Origin of the sequence: Pseudomonas sp. NY15435, assembly GCF_048068295.1 — a bacterium.
GTDB lineage: Bacteria > Pseudomonadota > Gammaproteobacteria > Pseudomonadales > Pseudomonadaceae > Pseudomonas.
Genome location: NZ_JBLUQA010000006.1, coordinates 182,853 through 204,004 on the forward strand (window position 1 = coordinate 182,853; position 21,152 = coordinate 204,004).

At 61.6% G+C, this 21,152-nt stretch carries 20 protein-coding genes; 3 read left to right on the forward strand and 17 right to left on the reverse strand.

The features are described from left to right. Window position 1 precedes the first annotated feature (1 nt). The 7 genes from ACNFH5_RS16235 to plsB all read right to left on the reverse strand — a co-directional run bounded on the left by ACNFH5_RS16235 (window position 2) and on the right by plsB (window position 9,287). Window positions 2-1,300 (reverse strand): oligosaccharide flippase family protein, encoded by a 1,299-nt coding sequence (locus tag ACNFH5_RS16235; RefSeq protein ID WP_416747617.1) that lies wholly within the window; start codon window positions 1,298-1,300, stop codon window positions 2-4. Between the two features lie 185 nt (window positions 1,301-1,485). Continuing rightward, window positions 1,486-1,986: a transcription/translation regulatory transformer protein RfaH gene (rfaH, locus tag ACNFH5_RS16240; protein WP_416747619.1), complete on the reverse strand. Its 501-nt coding sequence runs from the start codon at window positions 1,984-1,986 to the stop codon at window positions 1,486-1,488. 40 nt (window positions 1,987-2,026) lie between these two features. After that, window positions 2,027-4,261, reverse strand: a complete 2,235-nt coding sequence (locus ACNFH5_RS16245) for a polysaccharide biosynthesis tyrosine autokinase (RefSeq protein WP_416747621.1) — start codon at window positions 4,259-4,261, stop codon at window positions 2,027-2,029. Window positions 4,262-4,284: 23 nt separating this feature from the next. Then, on the reverse strand, window positions 4,285-4,731 hold the full coding sequence (locus ACNFH5_RS16250) for a low molecular weight protein-tyrosine-phosphatase (RefSeq protein WP_416747623.1): 447 nt from the start codon (window positions 4,729-4,731) through the stop codon (window positions 4,285-4,287). 301 nt (window positions 4,732-5,032) lie between these two features. After that, window positions 5,033-6,091 carry a glycosyltransferase family 4 protein gene (locus ACNFH5_RS16255; RefSeq protein WP_416747626.1) on the reverse strand — a complete coding sequence of 353 codons (1,059 nt, stop codon included), beginning with the start codon at window positions 6,089-6,091 and terminating at the stop codon, window positions 5,033-5,035. A 150-nt stretch (window positions 6,092-6,241) separates the two neighbouring features. Next, window positions 6,242-6,688 carry a low molecular weight protein-tyrosine-phosphatase gene (locus ACNFH5_RS16260; RefSeq protein WP_416747628.1) on the reverse strand — a complete coding sequence of 149 codons (447 nt, stop codon included), beginning with the start codon at window positions 6,686-6,688 and terminating at the stop codon, window positions 6,242-6,244. Between the two features lie 88 nt (window positions 6,689-6,776). After that, entirely contained in the window at window positions 6,777-9,287 is a 2,511-nt protein-coding gene (gene plsB / locus ACNFH5_RS16265) for a glycerol-3-phosphate 1-O-acyltransferase PlsB (RefSeq protein WP_416747631.1), read from the reverse strand. 168 nt (window positions 9,288-9,455) lie between these two features. Here plsB and ACNFH5_RS16270 point away from each other — a divergent pair, with 168 nt between their 5' ends. After that, a complete protein-coding gene (locus tag ACNFH5_RS16270) occupies window positions 9,456-9,926 on the forward strand; it encodes a hypothetical protein (protein ID WP_416747633.1) in 471 nt (156 codons plus the stop codon). A gap of 555 nt (window positions 9,927-10,481) precedes the next feature. After that, window positions 10,482-10,691 carry a cold-shock protein gene (locus tag ACNFH5_RS16275; protein WP_015476243.1) on the forward strand — a complete coding sequence of 70 codons (210 nt, stop codon included), beginning with the start codon at window positions 10,482-10,484 and terminating at the stop codon, window positions 10,689-10,691. A 68-nt stretch (window positions 10,692-10,759) separates the two neighbouring features. On the opposite strand, the gene ACNFH5_RS16280 is transcribed toward ACNFH5_RS16275, so the two are convergent. The 5 genes from ACNFH5_RS16280 to ACNFH5_RS16300 form a co-directional block, all read right to left on the reverse strand. Beyond that, a complete protein-coding gene (locus ACNFH5_RS16280; protein ID WP_416747635.1) occupies window positions 10,760-11,131 on the reverse strand; it encodes a hypothetical protein in 372 nt (123 codons plus the stop codon). Between the two features lie 10 nt (window positions 11,132-11,141). Then, window positions 11,142-11,951, reverse strand: coding sequence for a putative RNA methyltransferase (locus ACNFH5_RS16285; protein WP_416747637.1), 810 nt, complete (start codon window positions 11,949-11,951; stop codon window positions 11,142-11,144). Then, on the reverse strand, window positions 11,951-12,130 hold the full coding sequence (locus tag ACNFH5_RS16290) for a hypothetical protein (protein ID WP_416747639.1): 180 nt from the start codon (window positions 12,128-12,130) through the stop codon (window positions 11,951-11,953). The genes ACNFH5_RS16285 and ACNFH5_RS16290 overlap by 1 nt, the downstream gene beginning before the upstream one ends. After that, window positions 12,127-13,284, reverse strand: coding sequence for a succinyl-diaminopimelate desuccinylase (gene dapE / locus ACNFH5_RS16295; RefSeq protein ID WP_416747641.1), 1,158 nt, complete (start codon window positions 13,282-13,284; stop codon window positions 12,127-12,129). The genes ACNFH5_RS16290 and dapE overlap by 4 nt, the downstream gene beginning before the upstream one ends. A gap of 184 nt (window positions 13,285-13,468) precedes the next feature. Next, window positions 13,469-16,066 carry a glycosyltransferase gene (locus tag ACNFH5_RS16300; protein ID WP_416747643.1) on the reverse strand — a complete coding sequence of 866 codons (2,598 nt, stop codon included), beginning with the start codon at window positions 16,064-16,066 and terminating at the stop codon, window positions 13,469-13,471. Window positions 16,067-16,349: 283 nt separating this feature from the next. On the opposite strand from ACNFH5_RS16300, the gene tcdA reads away from it, so the two are divergent. Next, window positions 16,350-17,156 (forward strand): tRNA cyclic N6-threonylcarbamoyladenosine(37) synthase TcdA, encoded by an 807-nt coding sequence (gene tcdA / locus ACNFH5_RS16305; RefSeq protein ID WP_416747645.1) that lies wholly within the window; start codon window positions 16,350-16,352, stop codon window positions 17,154-17,156. Between the two features lie 100 nt (window positions 17,157-17,256). Here the strand turns inward: tcdA and ACNFH5_RS16310 are convergent, their stop codons facing one another. The 5 genes from ACNFH5_RS16310 to ACNFH5_RS16330 form a co-directional block, all read right to left on the reverse strand. After that, the gene (locus ACNFH5_RS16310; protein WP_416747647.1) at window positions 17,257-17,664 is read right to left on the reverse strand and encodes a SufE family protein; all 408 of its coding nucleotides are present in this window, start codon (window positions 17,662-17,664) and stop codon (window positions 17,257-17,259) included. Further along, a complete protein-coding gene (locus ACNFH5_RS16315) occupies window positions 17,661-18,866 on the reverse strand; it encodes an aminotransferase class V-fold PLP-dependent enzyme (protein WP_416747649.1) in 1,206 nt (401 codons plus the stop codon). The genes ACNFH5_RS16310 and ACNFH5_RS16315 overlap by 4 nt, the downstream gene beginning before the upstream one ends. Window positions 18,867-18,961: 95 nt before the next feature. Continuing rightward, complete coding sequence (gene dapD / locus ACNFH5_RS16320; RefSeq protein WP_416747651.1) at window positions 18,962-19,996, reverse strand: 2,3,4,5-tetrahydropyridine-2,6-dicarboxylate N-succinyltransferase; 1,035 nt, start codon at window positions 19,994-19,996, stop codon at window positions 18,962-18,964. Window positions 19,997-20,037: 41 nt separating this feature from the next. Then, window positions 20,038-20,664: a LysE family translocator gene (locus tag ACNFH5_RS16325; RefSeq protein WP_416747653.1), complete on the reverse strand. Its 627-nt coding sequence runs from the start codon at window positions 20,662-20,664 to the stop codon at window positions 20,038-20,040. A gap of 11 nt (window positions 20,665-20,675) precedes the next feature. Further along, entirely contained in the window at window positions 20,676-21,026 is a 351-nt protein-coding gene (locus ACNFH5_RS16330) for an ArsC family reductase (protein ID WP_205339634.1), read from the reverse strand. Window positions 21,027-21,152: the final 126 nt, after the last annotated feature.

The window sequence follows — 21,152 nt, forward strand, 5'->3', positions numbered from 1 at the left end:
TTTATTTGTTTTGTTGATGGTTTTTAGAGAATACTATTTTTTTTACAGCGTAGGTAAATAAAACCAACAGTAATACCTCGGATGCTAAGGAGGTTATAGCTGCACCAAGTAATCCAAATTTAGGTATAAGTATGGTGTTAAATGTCAGGCTAAATACTGCTGTAACTAGCATTAGTTTGATTTTTTTCTTTATGCTTTGGCTGCTTGTCAACATTGCGCCAATACTGGTTGCCACAAACCGGATTGGAATTGCTAGAGCTAGTACTTTAAGAGGAAGGATGGCTGGCTGAAATGAATCCCCAAATATCAATGGTATGATGGATGAAGAGAGAGTTATTAATGCAGTTGCGGCGATTGTTCCCGTCGCCAGCATTAACAAGTTTCCTGTTTTGTACACTCTGTAAAGAAGTTCTGGTTGATGTGCAGACCATCGGTGGAGCTTGGGAAGAAGGAATTTCTGATATATTGTATTTGGTAGTATGTATATCGCGGATAGGATTAGGAAGGCGGAGTTATAGAGCCCGGCGGATTCGCTGCCAGCTATGTAATTTAGAATTATTATATTGCTTTGGAAGTAAATTATATGGAAATAAGTGGAGGCGCCAAATGGCCAGGATAATACGACCAGATCAAGAGGGCGAGGCTGTCTTTGATTTGAGCTTTGGTTAGGCTTTTTTCCATGCCCTTTTAGTTTTAAGTCTCCATTTGCCATTTTTATAAGAGAGAGCGCTCCATATGTTAGTATTGCTATGGATGATGCGGTATATATGTAAGCTGCTAGTTCTGGGGTTGATTCTTTTCCGAAGAGAAGAAATGTAATTAATATTAAAATTAGTCGGAGCAGTTGCGGGGCTACCTGCCATATAGCAATCGAAATATACCTTTCTTCTAGTTGGAGGCGCGTGCAGAATAGCTCAAGCATAGCTTGGCCGGCAAGGAAGCAGCATAATATAAAAAGTATGTTCTGTGTGGCTTTGTCATTTGGGCCGATGTATGCCCATGCCAATACAATAATCAGTGTTGCTGATGTAGTGCTGGTGATTAGAAGTATGGAGCTTTTCAGCCATCTTACTGCGCCCCATCCTTCTTTTCCAAATGCCTGAAGCCAAAAGGATGAAACCCCAAAACCCGCTAGCGGTGTTGCAAGATTTATTATTCCTAGTGCTGCTGAAAACTTTCCGAAATTTGATACTCCAAGCTCTCTGGCTAGGACTGCTTGGGTCAGAAATGCAAACCCTGAACCGAGAATGGAACCCAACCATAGGTACGATATAATTTTAATAGAGGCCATTCGTTTCATTTTGATGACTTTCAGAAAGGTTGGGTTTGTGTTTTTAAGAGCTTAGTTCGTCTAGGGGCTATTGAAAGGACACGCTACCGCCCCAGGATTTTTCGTGTTTCTCCTGAGACGGTGAAAAACATTGGGTATTTCTCTGCAAGGTGTAGCTGGGTTGGAAAAGCAAGCGTAAATATGAGATGGATGAATTAGTAACTTTCTACTGTCAAGTGTTTAATTGAAGTGCTTACTTGAATCTCTCTCTGCAATAGCTTGAGCAGTAATAGCACTCTCTCGGCCCCATCTTTGGCGAGAAAAATGGCTTCGATGCTTTTGGTACCGAGCCAATCGATTATCACTTTGTCGCCTGGCTTCAACTCTTGTTCTATTGGACAAGGCATGGCTCGAATTCGATCAATAACGGAATTGGGGACCGATAGCGGGGTGGCTCCAAATCGGACAATCTGGCTGACACCACGTGTCGAGCGAATTGGCATCCAGTTGTCTTGTAGCGTGTCCAGTTCGATGAACAGGTAACCAGGAAAGAGTGCCTCTTCCATAAGTACCCATCGGCCGTTCCGCAGTCGTTCAATCTGATGCGTGGGAAGTAGGGTTTCGTAACCCTGACGTTGCAGGTGTTCGAGCGCACGGAAGTCCTGCTTGGGTTTGCACTGCACCAGGTACCAACGCTTTTCCGCTGTCGCTTGCATTTTTTCTCTCCCCTCACGGGGGGGGGCGCTCCCGGGCAGGTCAAGACTTGTCCGAGAGGTACTCGTATTGGTAATTGCTGTAGGCTCCGTTCCCGTAGTAATCCGCCGCACGACGCACGACACCATTGAGAATGGCGCCCTTGACCTGGATTCCGTTTTGCGCGAAACGGCGGATAGTCAACTCGATCTCGCGCGGGGCGTTCATGCCGAAGCGGGTAACGATCATGCTGGTGCCTGCCTGGTGGCCGACGATGGCTGCGTCGGTCACGGCCAGTAGGGGAGGAGTGTCCAGAATGACGAGGTCGAACGCGTTGCTCGCAGCTTCCAGCATCTGAGTGAAGTTCGGGTGCATCAGCAGTTCGGAGGGATTCGGGGGAATCTTGCCGCGGGAGATGACATGGAGATTTTCCACTCTGGTCTGTTGCACGGCCTGTTCGAAGCTGCAACGTCGGATGAGCAGGTCTGAGAGGCCATTTTTTTCGCTCACGCCAAGAGTTTTGTGCAGATAGCCCTTACGCATGTCCACATCGATCAACAGTACGCGCTGGCCGGTTTGGGCAATCACGGCAGCCAGGTTGGAGCTGACGAAGGATTTACCTACCTCAGGGCTCGGGCCGGAGATCATCAGCCGGTTGTCGCCTGACTCCAGCATGGCGAAGTGGAGGCTGGTGCGCAGGCTACGCAACGACTCGATGGCTAAGTCGGTCGGGTGGCTCATGGCGAGCAATGGGGCGACTACCTTCCCGTCTTTCTTGCTGATTTGGCGCTCGTTTTCGGCTGCTTTGTGAAGTGCGCTGAATGGCACGGAGGCATAGACCGGGAGGCCCAACTGTTCGATGGCATCTACTGTTTCGATGCCGCGGTGCAGAGCCTTGCGCAGCAACGCCAAGGCGACAGCCATGAACAAGCCCAGCAGCGCAGAGATAGCGATGATCAATGGTTTTTTCGGTTTAACCGGCAGAGTGATATCCACATCGGCGCTATCGATTACGCGCACGTTACCCACAGCGCTGGCACGCACCACATCGAGCTCTTGGCTCTTGTTGAGTAACTGCGTATAGATCGTAGTGCTGACTTCGACATCGCGAGTCAGGCGCAGAAGCTCCTGCTGGGTTTCCGGCAAGCCTTCGACGCGCTTGGACAGGCCGTTCTGCTTGGCAGTGAGTTCGCCTATCTGCCGGGCTAAGGCCTGGTAAGCGGGGTGTTGGCGGGTGAACTTGCGGTCCATTTCCGCTTGCTGCAATTTCAGCTCGGAGATGCTGGTGTCCAGGGCGACGCTTTGATCGAGAAGGGCTTTGGTTTCCAGGCTGATGTCGGCGGACTTGGCTTTGGTCTGGTAACTACTGAGTGCGTTCTCGGCGTTCTCCAGATCGTGGCGGACTTCGGGTAACTGGCCTCGGAGAAACTCGAGGCTGGAGGCTGCTTCCGCAGATGCGCGCTGAACGTTCTGACGGACGTATTGCTGGCTGATCTCATTCAATACGGCCTGTGCCCGCGAATAGTTGTCATCATCCAATGTCAGATCAAGAATCCCGGAATCCTTGCCCGTTTCCGAAACCTTCAGAGCATCTTGATAGTCCAGGATGGTACTCAGCCGTCGGTGCTTGATGACGCGGAAGTGTGTGCCGGGATTGGCGCGCAAGCTCTGGACCTGTAGCTTGATGCCTTGTTGGTCATAGGCTTGCCCGACCGCGCCATCCACGAGCAGGTTGTTATCGTCGTTAAGCAGGCGGAAGTGACCGTTCTCGCCAGCAATCAGCGTGAGCTTTTCCTCCAGAACGTCATCGGGGACTTCCAGTTGGAATATCTCCAGCGATTCACCACCCCAGGAAAAACGGCTCATTCCCAAGGGAGCGGATGCAATATCGTCTGGTCGCTCCGGTTTGTAGTGGCGCTTGATGAAGCCGCCTATCACTGGGAATAACGAGGGTTGGATATCGATATCCAGGTGCAGAGTATCCACGGCCTTGCCGATGACGGTGCGGGAGGTGAGTAACTGGATCTCAGTCACGGCCTGTGATTGTGTTCCACCCAACAGATCGCTCATTTCCGTCAGGCCCGGAATACCAGGTGTTTTTTGCTCTACCTGGATGGTGGCCGAGGCGCGGTAGATTGGTGTGGCCAGGACGGCATAGGCGGCGCCTGCCGCCAGGAAGCCAGCAGTGATACCCGCGATCATCCATTTGCGATCGATGAGAGCTCCGAACAGTTGGAGCAGGTCGATTTCGTCGTTATCGGCGGACGATTGAATGCCCGGAACTTGTAGTTGTTGCATGAAGGGTACTTCTCGGTGAGCGCTTATCGAATGGATCGGAGGTATCTCGACCATGTGGTGACTGCCTCATCGATCAGGGCATAGGCATGCTCGAAAGCCGCTGTGCCTTGCCGGTACGGGTCTGGGATCTCACGATCAAGCTGCCACTTGCCGAGCAGGAAGGTTTTGCCGCGCGATTCCGGGGATTGCTTATGAATATCGCGCAGGTGCTTGCGCTCCATTACGAGAACGAGTTCGGCGTCTTTCAGGAGTTTCGGAGTTAGCTGGCGTGCGCGATGGGAGACGGGTTGTTGGCCGTGCTGAACGAGCGTGGCCAGAGCGTTCGCCTCCAGCGGTTGGCCGACCAGAGCGGAAAGGCCGGCGGAACTGCATTGGATTTCGGTGCCTTGGGTGGCTTGACGCAGCAGGTGCTCAGCCGTGGGGCTGCGGCAGATATTGCCGATGCAGACGATGAGCACTTGATTGAACACGCTGAATTCCGCCGTTGTGAATGCTGTGACCAAGGGCAAGCGAAATTAAGCTGGGCTAGAAAGCGATTCAATGAGCTATCCGGCCGAATAGGATCTTTAGGAATATTCCGGTTCGGTGTGTGGCGGATGCTGGGAGGGTGGATCGATAAAGTCCGACAACTGAGTATCGTGGCAGATTGGCACTGTTTTCTTTGTACGCAGGAGGCTGCCCGACGCGTAAGTGTCAGTTTTGGAGTGATATTTTTTGAGCGGATTGCTTCTGGTTTCTCGGGAAATGGCTGACGTGTAATCGGTAGCTGTACTAGGAGCCGCTCATGACCAGCCGCTTACCGTCCAGACGCTGGTTGAATCGGGAGTAGAGGCTTTCCAAGGACGCCTGCAAGTACTCCCCACTGTGTAGGTTCTGGATGTTCTGGCTGTTCTGATTCAGTGCGTACCGAGTCTCTGGATCACCTTTGACGAACGCCGTTATCTGCCGGCAAGCGTTGTCCATGTCGTCGGCAGTTGTCAGGTTTTCGGCGATAAACGGACCGATTCGACGTAATGCGATGGGAAGGCCCAGTTTTGCAGCCTCTAACACTGAGATGGGAAATCCATCCCAGGCAGCACTATGGAAATACAGGTCAAGGCCCTTCATGTGGGCGACCACTTCGTTGCGCGGGCGCCAGCCTGTGACTTCTATGCCGGCTCGCTCCAATTCGGCCATGGCCTGGATGTCGCCACCACCGATCCATTTGAAATGCGCGACATTCCGGCAGGCGTCGGCCACGTTGCGGAAGTAGTCGTAGCCCTTTTGCCGGCTGATGCGGCCGACCATGCCGATTACTGGCTTGCTGGTGAGGCTTCTGATCGCCGGAACGTTGGGTAGCTCATCGCAGACGTTGACCAGCCCCAAGGTACTTCCCGGTTCGATCAGCTCCCCGGCGATGCGCTGCTCGTCCAGGCCGCAGCCTGCAATTACGGCGGTGCGTCGTGCCAGCAACGATTCGATGGTCCGATAGGCCTTGAGCATCATGGGATGGTCGCCACGAAGGAAAGCGAAACCATGGGGGGTGTAGACAATCTTCTGTGCGGGGATGAAGGGCAGGGCGCGGATTAGTGCACCGGCGTAGGTGCTGTGCAGATGAATGACATCGGGCTGCACGCGATCAATGTAAGGTTTCACCCGCACAAGGCTGGTGAGGCGTCGTGGCACCAGTTCCATGTGCTTGAACAGGCCGTTGCCTTCCTCTCCTGTGGTGTCGCCTTTGCGTACCGAGGCCAGCAGGTAGTGCTCATGCTGCTGGGAGTTGAGGATGTAGGAGTTGATGGCCGAGGTGACGCCGCCGCCGAAGGACTCGGTAATGTGCAGGATCTTCATAAAGCGATGTAGGCCCCTGGAAAATTACTTGTCGTAACTGGGAGACCAAACAGCTGAATATGGTCTTGCTGGGCTAGAGCGTAGCCTTTTTCATCAGGGCTTTGTAAGGATTTCTGACGCTCTTTTTCGGATAAGTAATTTTTCGTCAAATTACCGGCGAAATCGCAAGCGCTCGCCCCAGGGGGCGACGGCCGATTCGATCAGCGTATAGGCGCGTTCGAAGGCTTCCGGGCCTTGGCGGTAAGGGTCCGGGATCTCCTGGTCGGCCTGCCATTTGCCCAGCAGGAAGGTTTTGCCGCGAGCTTCGGGGGCGAGGCGGATCACGCTCTGGATCTGTGATTGCTCCATGACCAGGACCAGATTGGCTTCGTGGAGCAGTTCGGCGGTGAGCTGACGGGCGCGGTGAGGGTGGGGGGAGTGGCCGTGTTGGCGGAGGATGGCGAGGGCGGTGCTGTCGATGGGGTGGCCGACCAGCGCGCTGAGCCCGGCAGAGCCCACGGCGATGTCAGTGCCCTGCAGGAATTCGCGCAGCAGGTGTTCGGCGATGGGGCTGCGGCAGATGTTGCCGACGCAGACGATCAGAATCCTGTTGAACACGGGGAGCGTCCCTGACCGCGACCGATGGATCGTCAGAAATCTATCGGTCGCAGTGCAGAGGCGTCAAGCCGCCGGCAGGGGGGGCAGCTCAGCCCTGATTGGCAGGAGGCTGCTCGGCGACGGCGCTTTCTTCCTGGGGCGGGCGCTCCAGGGCGACCTGGCGGATGGACAGGCGAATCTCCGCAGGCAGCACGCGTTTGGCCGCGCCTTCAGCCAGTTCGCCCAGCAGCTCGTGGTAGCTCAGCTTGCCGTTCTCGTCCTTGCGCAGCACGCCTTCGTCCAGGAGGGTCTGGATGAAGTGGCGGAACAGGCTCTTGTCAAAGAACTCCGGCGCGTTGAGGCCGTGGAGGACCGACAGGCGCTGGGCCATCACGGTGCAGAGGTTTTCCAGTTCTTCGGCGGTGAGCTGCTTCTGCCCTGCGTTGAGCACCAGGGAGATGGACATGTAGAAGCGCTGAAGGGTCTGGGTGATGGCTCGGGCCAGCAGGGTCAGCAGTACGTACTGGCGAGAGCTGGGCGCCGGGCGGATGAAGGTGTCGTTTTCCTGTTTGAGCAATTCGCTGGCGACCATGGCCTGCAGCCATTGATCGACCACCGCATCCAGTTCGTCGAGGCTCCAGCGGATAAACAACTCGGCCTGCAGGTACGGGTACAGCGCGCGGGTGTAGCGCAGGAGTTGCTCGCGGCTGATCCGTCCGCTGTTCTGGAAGAAGCTGGCGATCAGCGCCGGCAGGGCGAAGATGTGCAGCACGTTGTTGCGGTAGTAGGTCATCAGCACCGCGTTCTGCTCATCGAGGTAGCAGATACGGCCGAGCGCGTCCTTCTGCTCGCTGAGCAGGTTCATGCTCTTCACGTACTCGATCAGTTGCTGGCCGTCGCCCTCGGGCAGCGTGGCGCTGGGCGAGTACGGGACCTTGCGCAGCAGGTCGAGATAAAGGTCGATGACCCGTGCCAGGGCGGTTTCGTCCAGGGCCAGGCGGGTGGTGGACAGCAGTGCCAGGGCCACCAGGTTCACCGGGTTGATCGCGGCGGCGTCGTTGAGGTGGCGGGCGACGTCGCGAGCCAGGTGGTTGGTCGTTTCCGAGAGCCAGGCCGGGCGGTACTCCGGGCCCAGGTCCTGCTCACGCCAGTCCGGTTGTTGCTGGTCGAGGAAGTCGTCGAGGTGAATCGGCTCGCCGAAATTCACCCAGACCTGGCCGAAGCGCTGTTTCAGTGCGCCGACGACCTTGAAGATGTCGAAGATCGATTCTTTCTTCTTCGCCGCGCCGCGCAGTTCGCCCAGGTAGGTACGGCCTTCGAGCACGCGCTCGTAGCCGATGTACACGGGGACGAAGACGATGGGCCGGCGCGAGTCGCGCAGGAAGCTGCGCAGGGTGATCGCCAGCATCCCGGTGCGGGGGTGCAGCATGCGCCCGGTGCGGGAGCGGCCGCCCTCCACGAAGTATTCGGTGGAGAACCCACGGCTGAACAGGGTGTGCAGATACTCGTTGAATACCGCGGTGTACAGCTGGTTACCCTTGAAGCTGCGGCGCATGAAGAAGGCACCGCCACGGCGCAGGATCGAGCCCACCACCGGCATGTTGAGGTTGATCCCGGCGGCGATGTGCGGCGGGGTCAGGCCATTGCGGAACAGCAGGTAGGACAGCAGCAGGTAGTCGATGTGGCTGCGGTGGCAGGGCACGTAGACGATCTCATGGCCCTGGGCGACTTCCTGCACACGCTCGATGTGGTTGACCTTCACGCCCTCGTAGAGCTTGTTCCAGAACCAGGTCAGGGTGACTTCGAGGAAACGGATCACCGGGTAGGAAACGTCGGCGGCGATCTCGTTGGCGTAGCGCAGGGCGGCGGCCTCAGCCTTGTCCTGGGAGATCTTCTGGGTCTCGCATTCTTCCTGGATCGCCTGGCGCACCAGTGGCGCGCGCAGCAGACCCTTGACCAGGGTGCGCCGATGGGAGAGATCCGGGCCGATCACCGCGGTCTTCTGGTTGCGGAAGTGCACGCGCAGGATGCGCTGGACCATGCGCAATGTGCGTTCGTGGCCTTTGTTCTGTTCCACCAGCTCGCGCAGGTGGATAGGCGCGGAGAACTGCACGCGGGTCTTGCGGCCAAGGATGAGGATGCGCGCGAGCTTGCGCAGGCGGCCGGTGACGGCCCAGTTGTCGGCGAACAGCAGCTTCCAGGCGCTCTTTTCGCTGTCCGGGGATTGGCCCCAGAACACGCTGACGGGGATGATCTGCGCGTCATCGATGCCGTTCTGGCCGATGGCACCGAGCATGCGTACCAGCGCCGGCGGCGCGCCGCGCTTGTCCTGGCGGCCGAGCCAGTCGGGCTCCGGCGTCAGGTAGAAGAAGGCCGCAGGCTCGATGGATTCACCTACTGCCACCGGCATCACCGGGCGCGGCAGACCAGCCTTGCGGCACTCGGTATCGACCACCGCGAGATCGCTCACCGAGGGCTGCTGCAGGACGTAGAGGACCGGTTTGCTGCGGTCGATCTTCAGGCTGAAGGCCGACTGGTTGATGGTTTCCGAGCGCACCCAGAGGTACAGCAGGCGGCGCAGGGCACCAAAACCGAAGCGGCGGAACGGGTAACGAGGCATACAGGCCCTATGGCTGGCGTAGGTAAAACGAGCGATTGCTCAGGCCGGCTAGTTTGCCGGATTAGGCCCCGCCAGCAAAGCCACCAACGCTTGGTCGGAGCACGCGGACAGCCCATGGACTGCGGCTATCCTGCCATTTAGGGGATGACATTCTGTGGAGGTTCCGCGATGCGTACATTCACTTGGGGATGCCTGCTCGCCTTGTCGGTTGTGCTGCCCGCCGAGGCTCAGACCGTCGTCCCGCTCAAGGGCCAGAGCAGCCAGCAGATGCAGCAGGACATGAGCGAGTGCAATAGCGTTGCTGCCAATGCGGCGAGCAGCGCCACCACCAGCTCCGACCCGAATGTCGGTGGCCGGGTTCGCGGAGCGGCCAGGGGCGCGGCAGCGGGTGCTGTGGCGGCCGAGGTGCGTGGGCAGCGGCATGACGAGATCTATGACCGCGCCAGTGACGATGCCAAGCAGCAGTACCGGCAGAATCGCGCCGGCGATGCCGCCGCTGCCGGGGCCGTGGTGGGTGCTTCGCGGCAGCGGCAGGATCGTCGGCAGGATCGCCGCACGCAGAATGAAGCCCAAAGCTCGGCCAGTGCCAGCGCTTACAGCGGTTGCCTGCAGGGACGCGGTTATCAGGTCAGCCCCTGATCGACGGTGGTCCTTTGATGGTGCACGACTGGCGCGCCCAGGTGCACTCAGGAGGGGAAGCTGTGGCGGTTATCCATCGAGCTGAATGGATTGGCGGATTGCGAATTCATCAGATAGATGATTGGGCATATTGCCGCAGCTTGAACTGCAGGGCGCGTTCTCGCAGCGTTTGAAAGACATATCCGCACAGCGCCAAAAGCGGATGAACGGGAACGAAACTACCCGCCGTAAATGCGCAAAAGTGCGAAAGGGTCCACGTTCGAAACACTTTCGTTACGCTGGGTAACGAGCACCAAAATGGCTCTGCAGGCCCCGAAAAATGGCACTTTGGCCTGTTTGGTCATAGGGGCGCGGCGTTGATGAAAAAGTGCTTTTCAGCTGTAACTTTTGATTTATATACTCGGGAGCGCTGTCGTCCTTGGGCGTTATTCGAATTACCTTCTACGTGCCATTCGGCGCGGGTTGGATGATAAGGAAAGCGTTCACCTGGCGACTGCCGAAGTCCTCATTCCCGGGGGCCATCCAAAAATAATAGGCAAGTTGGAGAGTGTGGTAATGGCTGATCGTGAGGTCGGAACCGTCAAGTGGTTCAATGACGCCAAAGGTTATGGATTCATTCAACGCGATAGCGGTCCGGACGTTTTCGTTCACTACCGTGCCATTCGTGGCGATGGTCACCGCTCCCTGGTCGAAGGCCAGAAAGTGGAGTTCTCGGTGATCCAGGGTCAGAAAGGCCTCCAGGCGGAAGACGTCGCCAAGGTCTGAGCCCCCGAAACAGCAAAGGCCCGTCCATTGGACGGGCCTTTGTTTTTCAAGCCTTGCGCAAGTCGGTTTCAGCCCGTGCGCCAAGTGATCTCTTCGATGCCTGCCGCGGTCACTTTCAGCCAGCGGTCCGCGTCTTCCTCGCCCTGATCCTCGCTCCAGCTCCCCGGTGCGCAGCGCACCTCGACTTCCAGCGCAGCGCAGGCGTCGCGGGCGCAGGCGACATCGTCGTCCCATGGGGTCTTGTCGCTGTCCAGGAACAGGCTGTTCCACTTACCCACGGCCTTGGGCAGCCAGGTGGCGGGAATGCTGCCGGCGGTGCACTTCAGGGTTTCGCCCTGGGCGCGCCATTCGCTGCACGGGCCAAGTGCCTTTTCCAGCCAGGCGCTGACGGCGGCCTGGTCGGCATCCTTGATGTAGATCTCGATATCCGGTTGGCGCATGGCGTCCTCGTCAGGGTTCTTGGCGTTGCAGCCAATCGTAGCGTACCGCGACCGTCACCTCGAAGGGTTCGGCGAGGATGCGCTCGCGCCGTTCGGGATTGACGCGCCAGCCGTGGGGCGTCATCGCCAGCAGGTGCTCGCGGGCTTCGCGGGTTTCCAGCGCAAGCGTGAAGCTCAGTTGCTCGGTGTGCGCCAGTTCCAGCTCTTCGGGCAGGTCGGCGAGGTGCTTGTCCTCGACGTACTCGCGCACTTCGTCGTACAGGCGCTGGCGCAGTTCGAGCAGGTGATCGCGAGCCGGGCCCAGGCGCAGCACGCCGCCGCCTGGAGTCAGCAGGCGCGAGGCTTCTTTCCAGTCGATCGGGCTGAACACGCTGGCCAGCAGTTGGCAGGAAGCATCAGCCAGCGGCACGCGGGCCATGCTGGCGACCATCCAGGTCAGTTGCGGGGCGCGCTTGCAAGCGCGTTTGACCGCCTCGCGGGAGATATCCAGCGCATAGCCGTCGGCCTTGGGCAGGGCTTCACCCAGTTGCGCGGTGTAGTAACCCTCGCCACAACCGATATCCAGCCAGCGACCGGGAGCGCGCTCGGCGGCCAGTTCCGCCAGGCGCTTGGCCAATGGAGCGTAGTGACCGGCGCCGAGGAAGTGCCGGCGCGCCTCGACCATGGCGGCGTTGTCGCCCGGATCGAGGCTCTTCTTGTGCTGCACCGGCAGCAGGTTCAGGTAACCCTGGCGGGCGCGGTCGAAGCGGTGGCCAGCAGGGCAGGCGACGCCGTTGTCGACCTCGGTCAGCGCCTCGCGGCACAGCGGACAGATCAGCATCACTTTTTCCCCGGTGCCAGCGGCTGCGGCAGGTCGTTGCGCAGCACGGTGGGCAGGGAGCGGCGGCGCTGGGCGATCTGGTACACGCGCAGGGAATAGCGGCGCTCGGCGGCTGGCGCGGGCGGAGGAGTATCGGGCTGCACGGCGCCCAGGCAGAAGCCTTTGTTCGGTCCACTCATGCCAGCAGTCGCACCAGGGTCTGGTAATAGATTTCGGTCAGCACATCGAGGTCGCTGGCCAGTACGCGTTCGTCCACCTGGTGGATGGTGGCGTTCACCGGGCCGAGTTCGACCACCTGGGTACCCATGGTGGCAATGAAGCGGCCGTCGGAGGTGCCGCCGGAGGTCGAGGGGGTGGTCTCGCGACCGGTGACCGCGCGGATCGCCGCGGCCACGCCATCGAGCAGTTCGCCCGGCTGGGTGAGGAACGGCAGGCCGGACAGCGCCCAGTCGATGTGCCACTCCAGGCCGTGCTTGTCGAGGATGGCTGCGACGCGCTGCTGCAGACCTTCGACGGTGGACTCGGTGGAGAAGCGGAAGTTGAAGATCACCTTCAGCTCGCCGGGGATCACGTTGGTCGCGCCGGTGCCGCCATTGATGTTGGAGATCTGGAAGCTGGTCGGCGGGAAGTAGTCGTTGCCGTTGTCCCAGTGCTCGGCGGCCAGTTCCGCCAGGGCCGGGGCGGCGAGGTGGATCGGGTTCTTCGCCAGGTGCGGGTAAGCCACGTGGCCTTGCTTGCCACGCACGGTAAGGGTGGCGCCGAGGGAGCCGCGACGGCCGTTCTTGACGATGTCACCCACCAGAGTGGTGCTCGACGGTTCGCCGACGATGCACCAGTCCAGGCGCTCGTTGCGGGCCTTCAGGAGCTCGACCACGGCCTTGGTGCCGTGATGGGCGGGGCCTTCCTCGTCACTGGTGATCAGGTAGGCGATGCTGCCGCGATGGTCCGGGTAGTCGGCGACGAAACGCTCGGTGGCGATGATCATCGATGCCAGGCTGCCTTTCATGTCTGCCGCACCACGGCCGCAGAGCATGCCGTCGGCGTCGATCAGCGCGTCGAACGGCTGGTGCTGCCAGGCCTGCTCGGGGCCGGTGGGGACCACGTCGGTGTGACCGGCGAAGCACAGCACCGGAGCGCTGGCGCCGTCGCGCCCCTGGCGCAGGGCCCAGAAGTTATCCACATCCTCGATGCGCATGGGCTCCAGGGCGAAACCGCAGGCGTCCAGGCGTTGCATCATCAACTGCTGGCAGTCGGCATCGACCGGTGTGACGGAGGGACGGCGAATCAGCTCGCAGGCGAGGGCCAGTGTCGGCGAGAGGGACATTGAGGGCATCCTGGGGGTGGAACGGAAAAAGGCGCCCATCTTAAAGCAAAAACGCCGGCGAATGGCCGGCGTTCTTGGGAGCGGATCAGCGGTGCGTTTCACCTTGCAGGAGCGAGCTTGCTCGCGAACCCGCCTGACGCAAGAGCATCAGGCCACAGCGTTCGCGAGCAAGCTCGCTCCTACAGGGGCTGCATCAGTTGGCCGGTGCGGCGTCCGCTGCCGGCGCCTCCTGAGCCTTGGGTGCCGCGGACAGCAGCGCCATCACCAATGCCGCGAGGTAGGGCAGCGACTGCACCAGCAGCATGGCCACCCAGAACATCATGTCGCGGCTTGGCACGCCCTGCACCAGCACGATACCCAGCGCCGCGCCCCACAGCAGGAGCATGATGAACACTTCTTCGCGAGCCTCGGCCAGCGCCACCAGGAGGCCGTGATTGGAGGCCATCTTCGGTGTGCGGAAGAACGGGATGGTCTTGGTGAACGTTCCGTACAGCACCGCCTTGGCGATGGTGTGCGATAGCGCCAGGCCCGCCACTGCCGCCTGGAACGAGCGCACGAGGTCGACGCCCACCGCGCGGCGATAGAGGAACATGATCTTGCCGAACTTGAAGAAGAACAGCGCCAGCGGCGGGATGGCGAAGATCAGCAACGGCGGGTCGACCCGCTTGGGCACGATGATCATCGCCGAGGACCAGAGAAGCGCGCCGACGGTGAAGAAGATGTTCATGCCGTCGGCGATCCACGGCAGCCAGCCTGCGATGAAGTGGTAGCGCTGGCCGAGGGTCAGTTTGCTGTCCTTGCCCTGGAACAGCGCACGGGCGTGGCCCTTCATGATCTGGATGGCGCCGTAGGCCCAGCGGAAGCGCTGCTTCTTGTAGTCGATGAAGGTGTCGGGCATCACGCCCTTGCCGAAGCTCTGGTGCGAGTAGGCGGCCGAATAGCCTTTCTCGAACACCCGCAGGCCCAGTTCGGCGTCCTCGCAGATGGTCCAGTCGGCCCACTTCAGCTCGTCCATCACGGTCCGGCGGATCATGGTCATGGTGCCGTGCTGGATGATCGCGTCGCGGTCGTTGCGGGTGACCATGCCGATGTGGAAGAAGCCCTTGTATTCGGCGTAGCAGAGCTTCTTGAAGACGTTTTCCTCGCCGTCGTGGTAATCCTGCGGGGACTGCACCACGGCGATCTTCGGGTCACTGAAGTGCGGCACCATCTGCTTGAGCCAGTTGGGCTCGACGCAGTAGTCGGCATCGATCACCGCCACGACTTCGACGTCCGGTGCGGTGTGCGGCAGGATGTAGTTCAGCGCACCGCCCTTGAAACCGGCCAGCGGTGCGACGTGGAAGAAGCGGAAGCGCGGGCCGAGGATCTCGCAGTAATCGCGCACGGGTTCCCAGACCGCCGGGTCCTTGGTGTTGTTGTCGATGATCAGGACTTCGAAGTCCGGATAGTCGAGCCTGGATAGCGCATCCAGGGTCTTTTTCATCATCTCCGGCGGTTCGTTGTAGCAGGGCACGTGCACCGAGACCTTGGGGCGGTAGCCGGTATCGGTGAGCACCGGGTCGAACGGCCGGCGGCGCTTGCGTACCCAGACGGTCTCGGCCAGTTCGTGGGCCTCGGTCAGCAGGACGATGAACACGCCCAGCGCGCCGATACCCAGCAGGCCGCCGACGGTCAGGCTGAACCAGGTGCTGTATTGCTGGCTGTAGTCGTAGGCGATCCACACCAGCACCGAGCCGCCGGCGAAGGCGACCACGGTGAGGAAGGTCCGTCCGCGCTGGCGCAGGGCGCTGCCGTCGATCATCAGCAGGGTCAGGGCGAGCAGCGCCATCACCACCGAGGCAACCGCCAGGGCACGCCATTGCGGGATGTTCACCACCGGGCCGTCGAAGTTGAACTTCGGCTGGCGCTGGGCGTTGTAGACGCCCCAGTAGGCGCCCACCGAACCTTCGTCACCGACTTTCCACGGCTGGTCGAAGGCCTCGACGACGAAGTAGTTGTAGCCCTTCTTGTTCAGCAGGTTGGTCAGCGTACGCAGGTAGATGGCCTGGTCCGCCTGAGTGGCGTCGGCGCCACCGCGCATGCGGCCATTGCTCGGCCAGCCGACCTCGGCCAGCAGCAGCGGCTTGCGCGGGAACTTGGCGCGCAGCTCCTTGGCGCGTTCGAGGACGAACGGCACGGCGTCGTCCATCGGCGTGTATTCCCAGTACGGCAGTACGTGGGCGGCGATCAGGTCGACGTGCTTGGCCAGCTCCGGGTACTTCTCGTAGATGTGCCACTGCTCGGCGGTGGTCACTGGGACCTTCACCGCCTTGCGCACGCGGTCCAGGTAGGCGTTGAGTTGCTCCACCGTGACTTCGCGGCGGAACAGCGCCTCGTTGCCGACAATGACCCGCACCACGCTGCGCGAGTTGTTGGCGATTTCGATGCCGCGTTCGATCTCGGCTTCGTTATCGGCTTCGTCCGGGCCGATCCAGATACCGAGGCTGACGCGCATGCCGAGCTCTTCGGCCAAGCGCGGGATATCGGCCAGCGAACCCTTCACCGAATAGGTACGGATGTTGTCGGTCTGCTTGGAGACCAGCTCCAGGTCCGAACGGATCTCGTCGTCGCTGGGGAACTGGTCCTTCTGGGGATTCTGGTTCAGGCGGAAGGGCGAGAAGGAGAATCCGGAAATGCTTTCCGGCCAGTCAGGAACGCTGACGGGGCGGTTATAGAGAGCCCAGAAGCCGGTGAAGAGTGCCGCGAGAGCGACGAACACCACCAGGTTGAGGCCGAACTTGCGTGCAGGCATGGTGCGATCGGGTTCCAAAGGGTGGAACGGGGAGGGGCCGGGACAATCTCTGTGGGGATGGCTCGGTCGGGGCGCATCCTACCCCGCACTTCCGGGGCTGTACAGGTTGCCGGCGCCGTCCGCCGCGTAGGCGTCCGTGGGTATTTTCCGACAGTTTAGAATGTGCTGTAGGTGCGTGACTGAGACTGCGGCAATCGGGCTTTGTTGCAGGCGTGCCAGGGTTGCTCCTTACGGGAGCTCGGTCGTTATAGAATGCCGGCCGTTTCGAGATGAGGTGTGGGCGATGCAACTGGATGAACAGCGTTTCGGCGGAATCGCGCGGCTTTATGGTCGCGAGGGCCTGGAGCGGCTGGCGGCCAGCCATGTGGCGGTGGTCGGGATCGGCGGCGTGGGTTCCTGGGCGGCCGAGGCCCTGGCGCGCAGCGGCGTGGGCGAGATTTCGCTGTTCGATCTGGACGACGTCTGCGTTACCAACACCAATCGCCAGGTGCATGCCATCCAGGGAGCCGTGGGCAAGCCCAAGGTCGACGTCATGGCTGAGCGACTGAAGGCGATTAACCCAGCCATTGTCGTACACGCCGTAGCCGACTTCGTCACCCGCGAAACCATGGCGGACTACATCACTCCCGAACTGGACTGCGTGATCGACTGCATCGACAGCGTCGCCGCCAAGGCCGCACTGATCGCCTGGTGCAAGCGCCGCAAGCTGCAGATCATCACCACCGGTGGCGCGGGCGGGCAGGTGGATCCGACGCAGATCCAGGTGGCCGACCTGAACAAGACCTTCAACGACCCGCTGGCTGCCAAGGTCCGCTCCACGCTGCGCCGTGACTACAACTTCTCGCGTACGCCCGGCCGCCACTACAGCGTGCAGTGCGTGTTCTCCACCGAGCAGCTGCGCTATCCCAAGCCGGACGGCACCGTGTGCCAATCCAAGAGCTTCGTCGGCGAGGGCGTGAAGCTGGACTGCGCTGGAGGGTTCGGTGCGGTGATGATGGTTACCGCGACCTTCGGCATGGTCGCGGCGGCGCGGGCGGTGGACAAGATCGTTGCCGGCGCGCGGCGGCCTTCGGAGCGTTCCGCAGGCTGAATGCTCTTGTAGGAGCGAGCTTGCTCGCGAACCCGCCCGACACCGTGGCATTCCGCCAAAGCTTTCGCGAGCAAGCTCGCTCCTACGAAAAGCCGGAGGTTCAGGCGGCGGTCAGTTCCCGCATCCGTTTCAGCACGGCATTCAAGCCATTGCTACGCGACGGCGACAGCTGCCGGCCCAGCCCCAATTGCTCGAACCAGCCCGGCAGGTCGAGCGCGGATAGCTCCTCCGCCGGCAGACCGTCCACCCGCACCAGCAGCAGGGCCAGCAAGCCGCGCAGCAAGCGCGCATCGCTATAGGCGCGGAAGTGCCAGCGCTCGTCACGCCGATCCGCCACCAGCCAGACGTTGCTCTCGCAGCCCTGCACGCGTTGCTCGTCGCCTAGTTCAGCCTCGCTTAGCGGCTCCAGCTTTTCGCCCCACTGCATCAGCAATCGCGCGCGTTGCTCCCAGCCCTGCAGGACAGTAAAGGCCTGCAGCGCCTCGGCGGCAGCGGCGGGGAGGCTCATCGCAGCAGCTCCAGAGCACCGTCCAGCGCTGTGAAGAAACGCTCCAGATCGGCGCCGTCGTTGTACAGGCCGAGGGAAACGCGCAGGGCGCCGGCAACATCCAGGGTCTTCATCAGCGGCATGGCACAGTGGTGCCCGGCACGCACCGCGACACCCTGCTCGGTGAGCAGGTGGCCAAGGTCGGAGACGTGCACGCCATCGACCACGAAACTGGCCAGCGCCACTTCCGGCTCGCCCAGCACGCGCACGCCGTCACGGGCGCGCAGGCCGGCCAGCAGGCGGGCGTGGAGAAAATCTTCGTGGGCGCTGACTTCGGCGCTGTCCTGGGCAGCCAGCCATTCCAAGGTGGCGCCGAGGGCGATCACCTGGCCGATCGGCGGAGTACCGGCTTCCAAGCCCATGGGCGCGCTGTGGAACTGCGCATCGAAGTAGTCCGCCACGCGCACCATCTCGCCGCCGAACTGCCAATGCGTTACGCGTTCCAGCGCCTCCGGGCGGCCCCAGAGCAGGCCGAGGCCCTCCGGGCCGTAGAGCTTGTGGCTGGAGCAGACGTAGAAGTCGCAGCCCAGCGCCGACAGGTTGTGCCGGCCGTGAACCACCCCTTGCGCTCCATCGACCACGCTCAGTGCGCCCTGCTGGCGGGCCATCTGCAGCAGTTCCGGCAGCGGTTGCCAGGTGCCGAGCACGTTGGACAGCTGGCTGATGGCGAGCAGGCGGGTGCGTGGGCCGATCAGGCCGGCGGCGCGATTCAGGTCGATCCTGCCGTCGGCGTCCAGCGGCAGCACCACCAGCTTCAGCCCTCGGCGCTGCGCCAGTTGCTGCCAGGGCAGCAGGTTGGCGTGGTGTTCCAGCGCGCTGACGACGATCTCGTCGCCCGCCTGGAACTGGCTTTCCAGCCCGTAGGCAAGCAGGTTCAGCGCTTCGGTGGCTCCGCGGGTGAAGACGATCTGCGCCGGGCTGCCGCCATTGAGCCAGTTGGCGGCCAGGCTGCGGGTCGCCTCGAAGGCACGGGTGGCGCGCTCGCCGGGCAGGTGCTGGGCGCGGTGCACATTGGCAGCGCCGCTGGCGTAGTAGCCGGCGAGGGCGTCGATCATGGCCCGCGGTTTCTGCGCGGTGGCGGCGCTGTCGAGGTAGGTCTGGCCTTCGGCCTCGAAGGCGGCGAGGGCCGGGAAGTCGGAGCGCCAGGGCGAGGGAATGGACATAGGCGTGCGGCCGGTTGCGGAAGAAAGTAAAACGGGGGCCGCAGCCCCCGCTTCTCCAAGCTTAGTGCGTACCCCGCGCGAGCGGGGCGCCCAGCTTAGTTGTGCGCGTGCAGCGCCTCGTTCAGCTCGATGGCAGTCTTGTTGGTCTTGCACTCGACCGCGCCGGTCTGGGAGTTGCGGCGGAACAGCAGGTCAGCCTGGCCGGCCAGGTCGCGGCCCTTGACCACTTTTACCAGGGCATTCTGGTCGTCCAGCACGGCGATCTTGGTGCCGGCGGTGACGTAAAGGCCGGCTTCGACGATGTTGCGGTCGCCCAGCGGGATGCCGATGCCGGCGTTCGCGCCGATCAGGCAGCCTTCGCCGACGCTGATGACGATGTTGCCGCCGCCGGACAGGGTGCCCATGGTGGAGCAGCCGCCGCCCAGGTCGGAACCCTTGCCGACGAACACGCCAGCGGACACGCGGCCTTCGATCATGCCCGGGCCCTGGGTGCCGGCATTGAAGTTGACGAAGCCTTCGTGCATCACGGTGGTGCCTTCACCAATGTAGGCGCCCAGGCGCACGCGGGCGGTGTCGGCGATGCGCACGCCAGCCGGAACCACGTAGTCGGTCATCTTCGGGAATTTGTCGACGGAGAAGACTTCCAGCAGCTTGCCCTTCAGGCGCGCTTCCAGTTGCAGCTCGGCCAGCTCGGCGAGGTCGACGGCGCCCTGGTTGGTCCAGGCCACGTTCGGCAGCAGCGGGAAGATGCCGGTCAGGTTCAGGCCGTGCGGCTTGACCAGGCGGTGGGACAGCAGGTGCAGCTTCAGGTACGCCTCCGGGGTGGAGCTGGGGGCGGCGTCTTCGGCCAGCAGGGTGGCGACCAGCGGCTTCTGGCTCTCGGCCAGGCGGTTCAGCAGGGCGGCCTGGGCGGCGTCCACGGTCTCGACGGCGTCGGCCAACTGGTAGGCCTGGTGAGCGGTGAAGGCAATCGCCTGGTTGCCGCCTTCATAGGCCAGCAGCGGGGCGATGGCAGCGACCAGTTCGGCGCTGGGGTTGAGCAGCGGCTGCGCGTAGAAAACTTCCAGCCAGTTGCCCTGGCGGTTCTGGGTGCCGACACCGAAAGCGATGCTGAACAGGGATTTCGACATGTGGGGATTCCTTGAAAGAGATTCTCGAATAACGGATTCGGTCAGGCCGGACGGCGGCTGAGCAGCAGGCCCAGCCCGGCGCTGCCCAGCAGCGCGGCACAACCACGGTTGAACAGGCGCCGGGCGCGTGCGCCGGCGAGCAGCTTGCCGAGGCGGACCCCGGCGAGCCCGTAAAGGGCGATGGCCAGCCATTCCAGAAGCAGGAAGGCTGCGCCGAGTTGGGCGACCTGGGCGCCCACGGCCTGACGCGGGTCGACGAACTGCGGCAGGAAAGCGGTGAAGATGAGGATCGCCTTGGGATTGCCGGCGGCTACCCAGAACTCCTGGCGGGCCAGGCGCCACAGGCTGGTGGCGGTAGCCGGGGCGCCATCGACGGACAGGTCCGCTGTCGGCGCGCGCCACAGTTGCACGGCCAGCCACAGCAGGTAACCGGCGCCCACCAGCTTGATCGCCAGGAACAGCCAGGCCGAGGCCTGCAGCACCAGCGCCAGGCCGGAGGCGGCGAAGGCCAGCATGCCGGCGAAGGCTACCAGCCGGCCGCCGCCCGCGAGGGTGGCGCGCAGCAGACCGAAGCGTGCGGCATTGTTCAGCGACAGCAGGTTGTTCGGTCCCGGCGCCAGGTTCAGGGCGAAGCAGGCGGGGAGGAACAGGGCCCAGGCGATGCTCATCGTCTTGCGACTCAGGCCAGGGCGGCGGCGTAGAGGTCGGGCTTGAAGCCGACCAGAGTGCGATCACCCAGGTCGAGCACCGGACGTTTGATCATCGACGGCTGCGCGACCATCAGTTCGATGGCCTTGGCCTGGTCGATATCGGCCTTCTGTGCGTCGTCGAGCTTGCGAAAAGTGGTGCCGGCGCGATTCAGGACGATCTCCCAGCCATGCTCGTTGCACCATTGCTCCAGGTGCGCGCGGTCTATTCCGCTAGTCTTGTAGTCGTGGAAGGCGTAGTCGACGCCATGTTCTTCCAGCCAGGTACGGGCCTTCTTCATGGTGTCGCAGGCTTTGATTCCATACAGCGTCCGCTCACTCACGGGGCGCTACTCCTTTTCGATGCTTTTTTCAGGCGCGGGATTATGCCATTTCCCAGCGCCTTGCGGGACGCCGCCGGGAGGCCGGCGTATTGCAACAGTTTTTTGCCCGATGCGGGGCTGATCCGG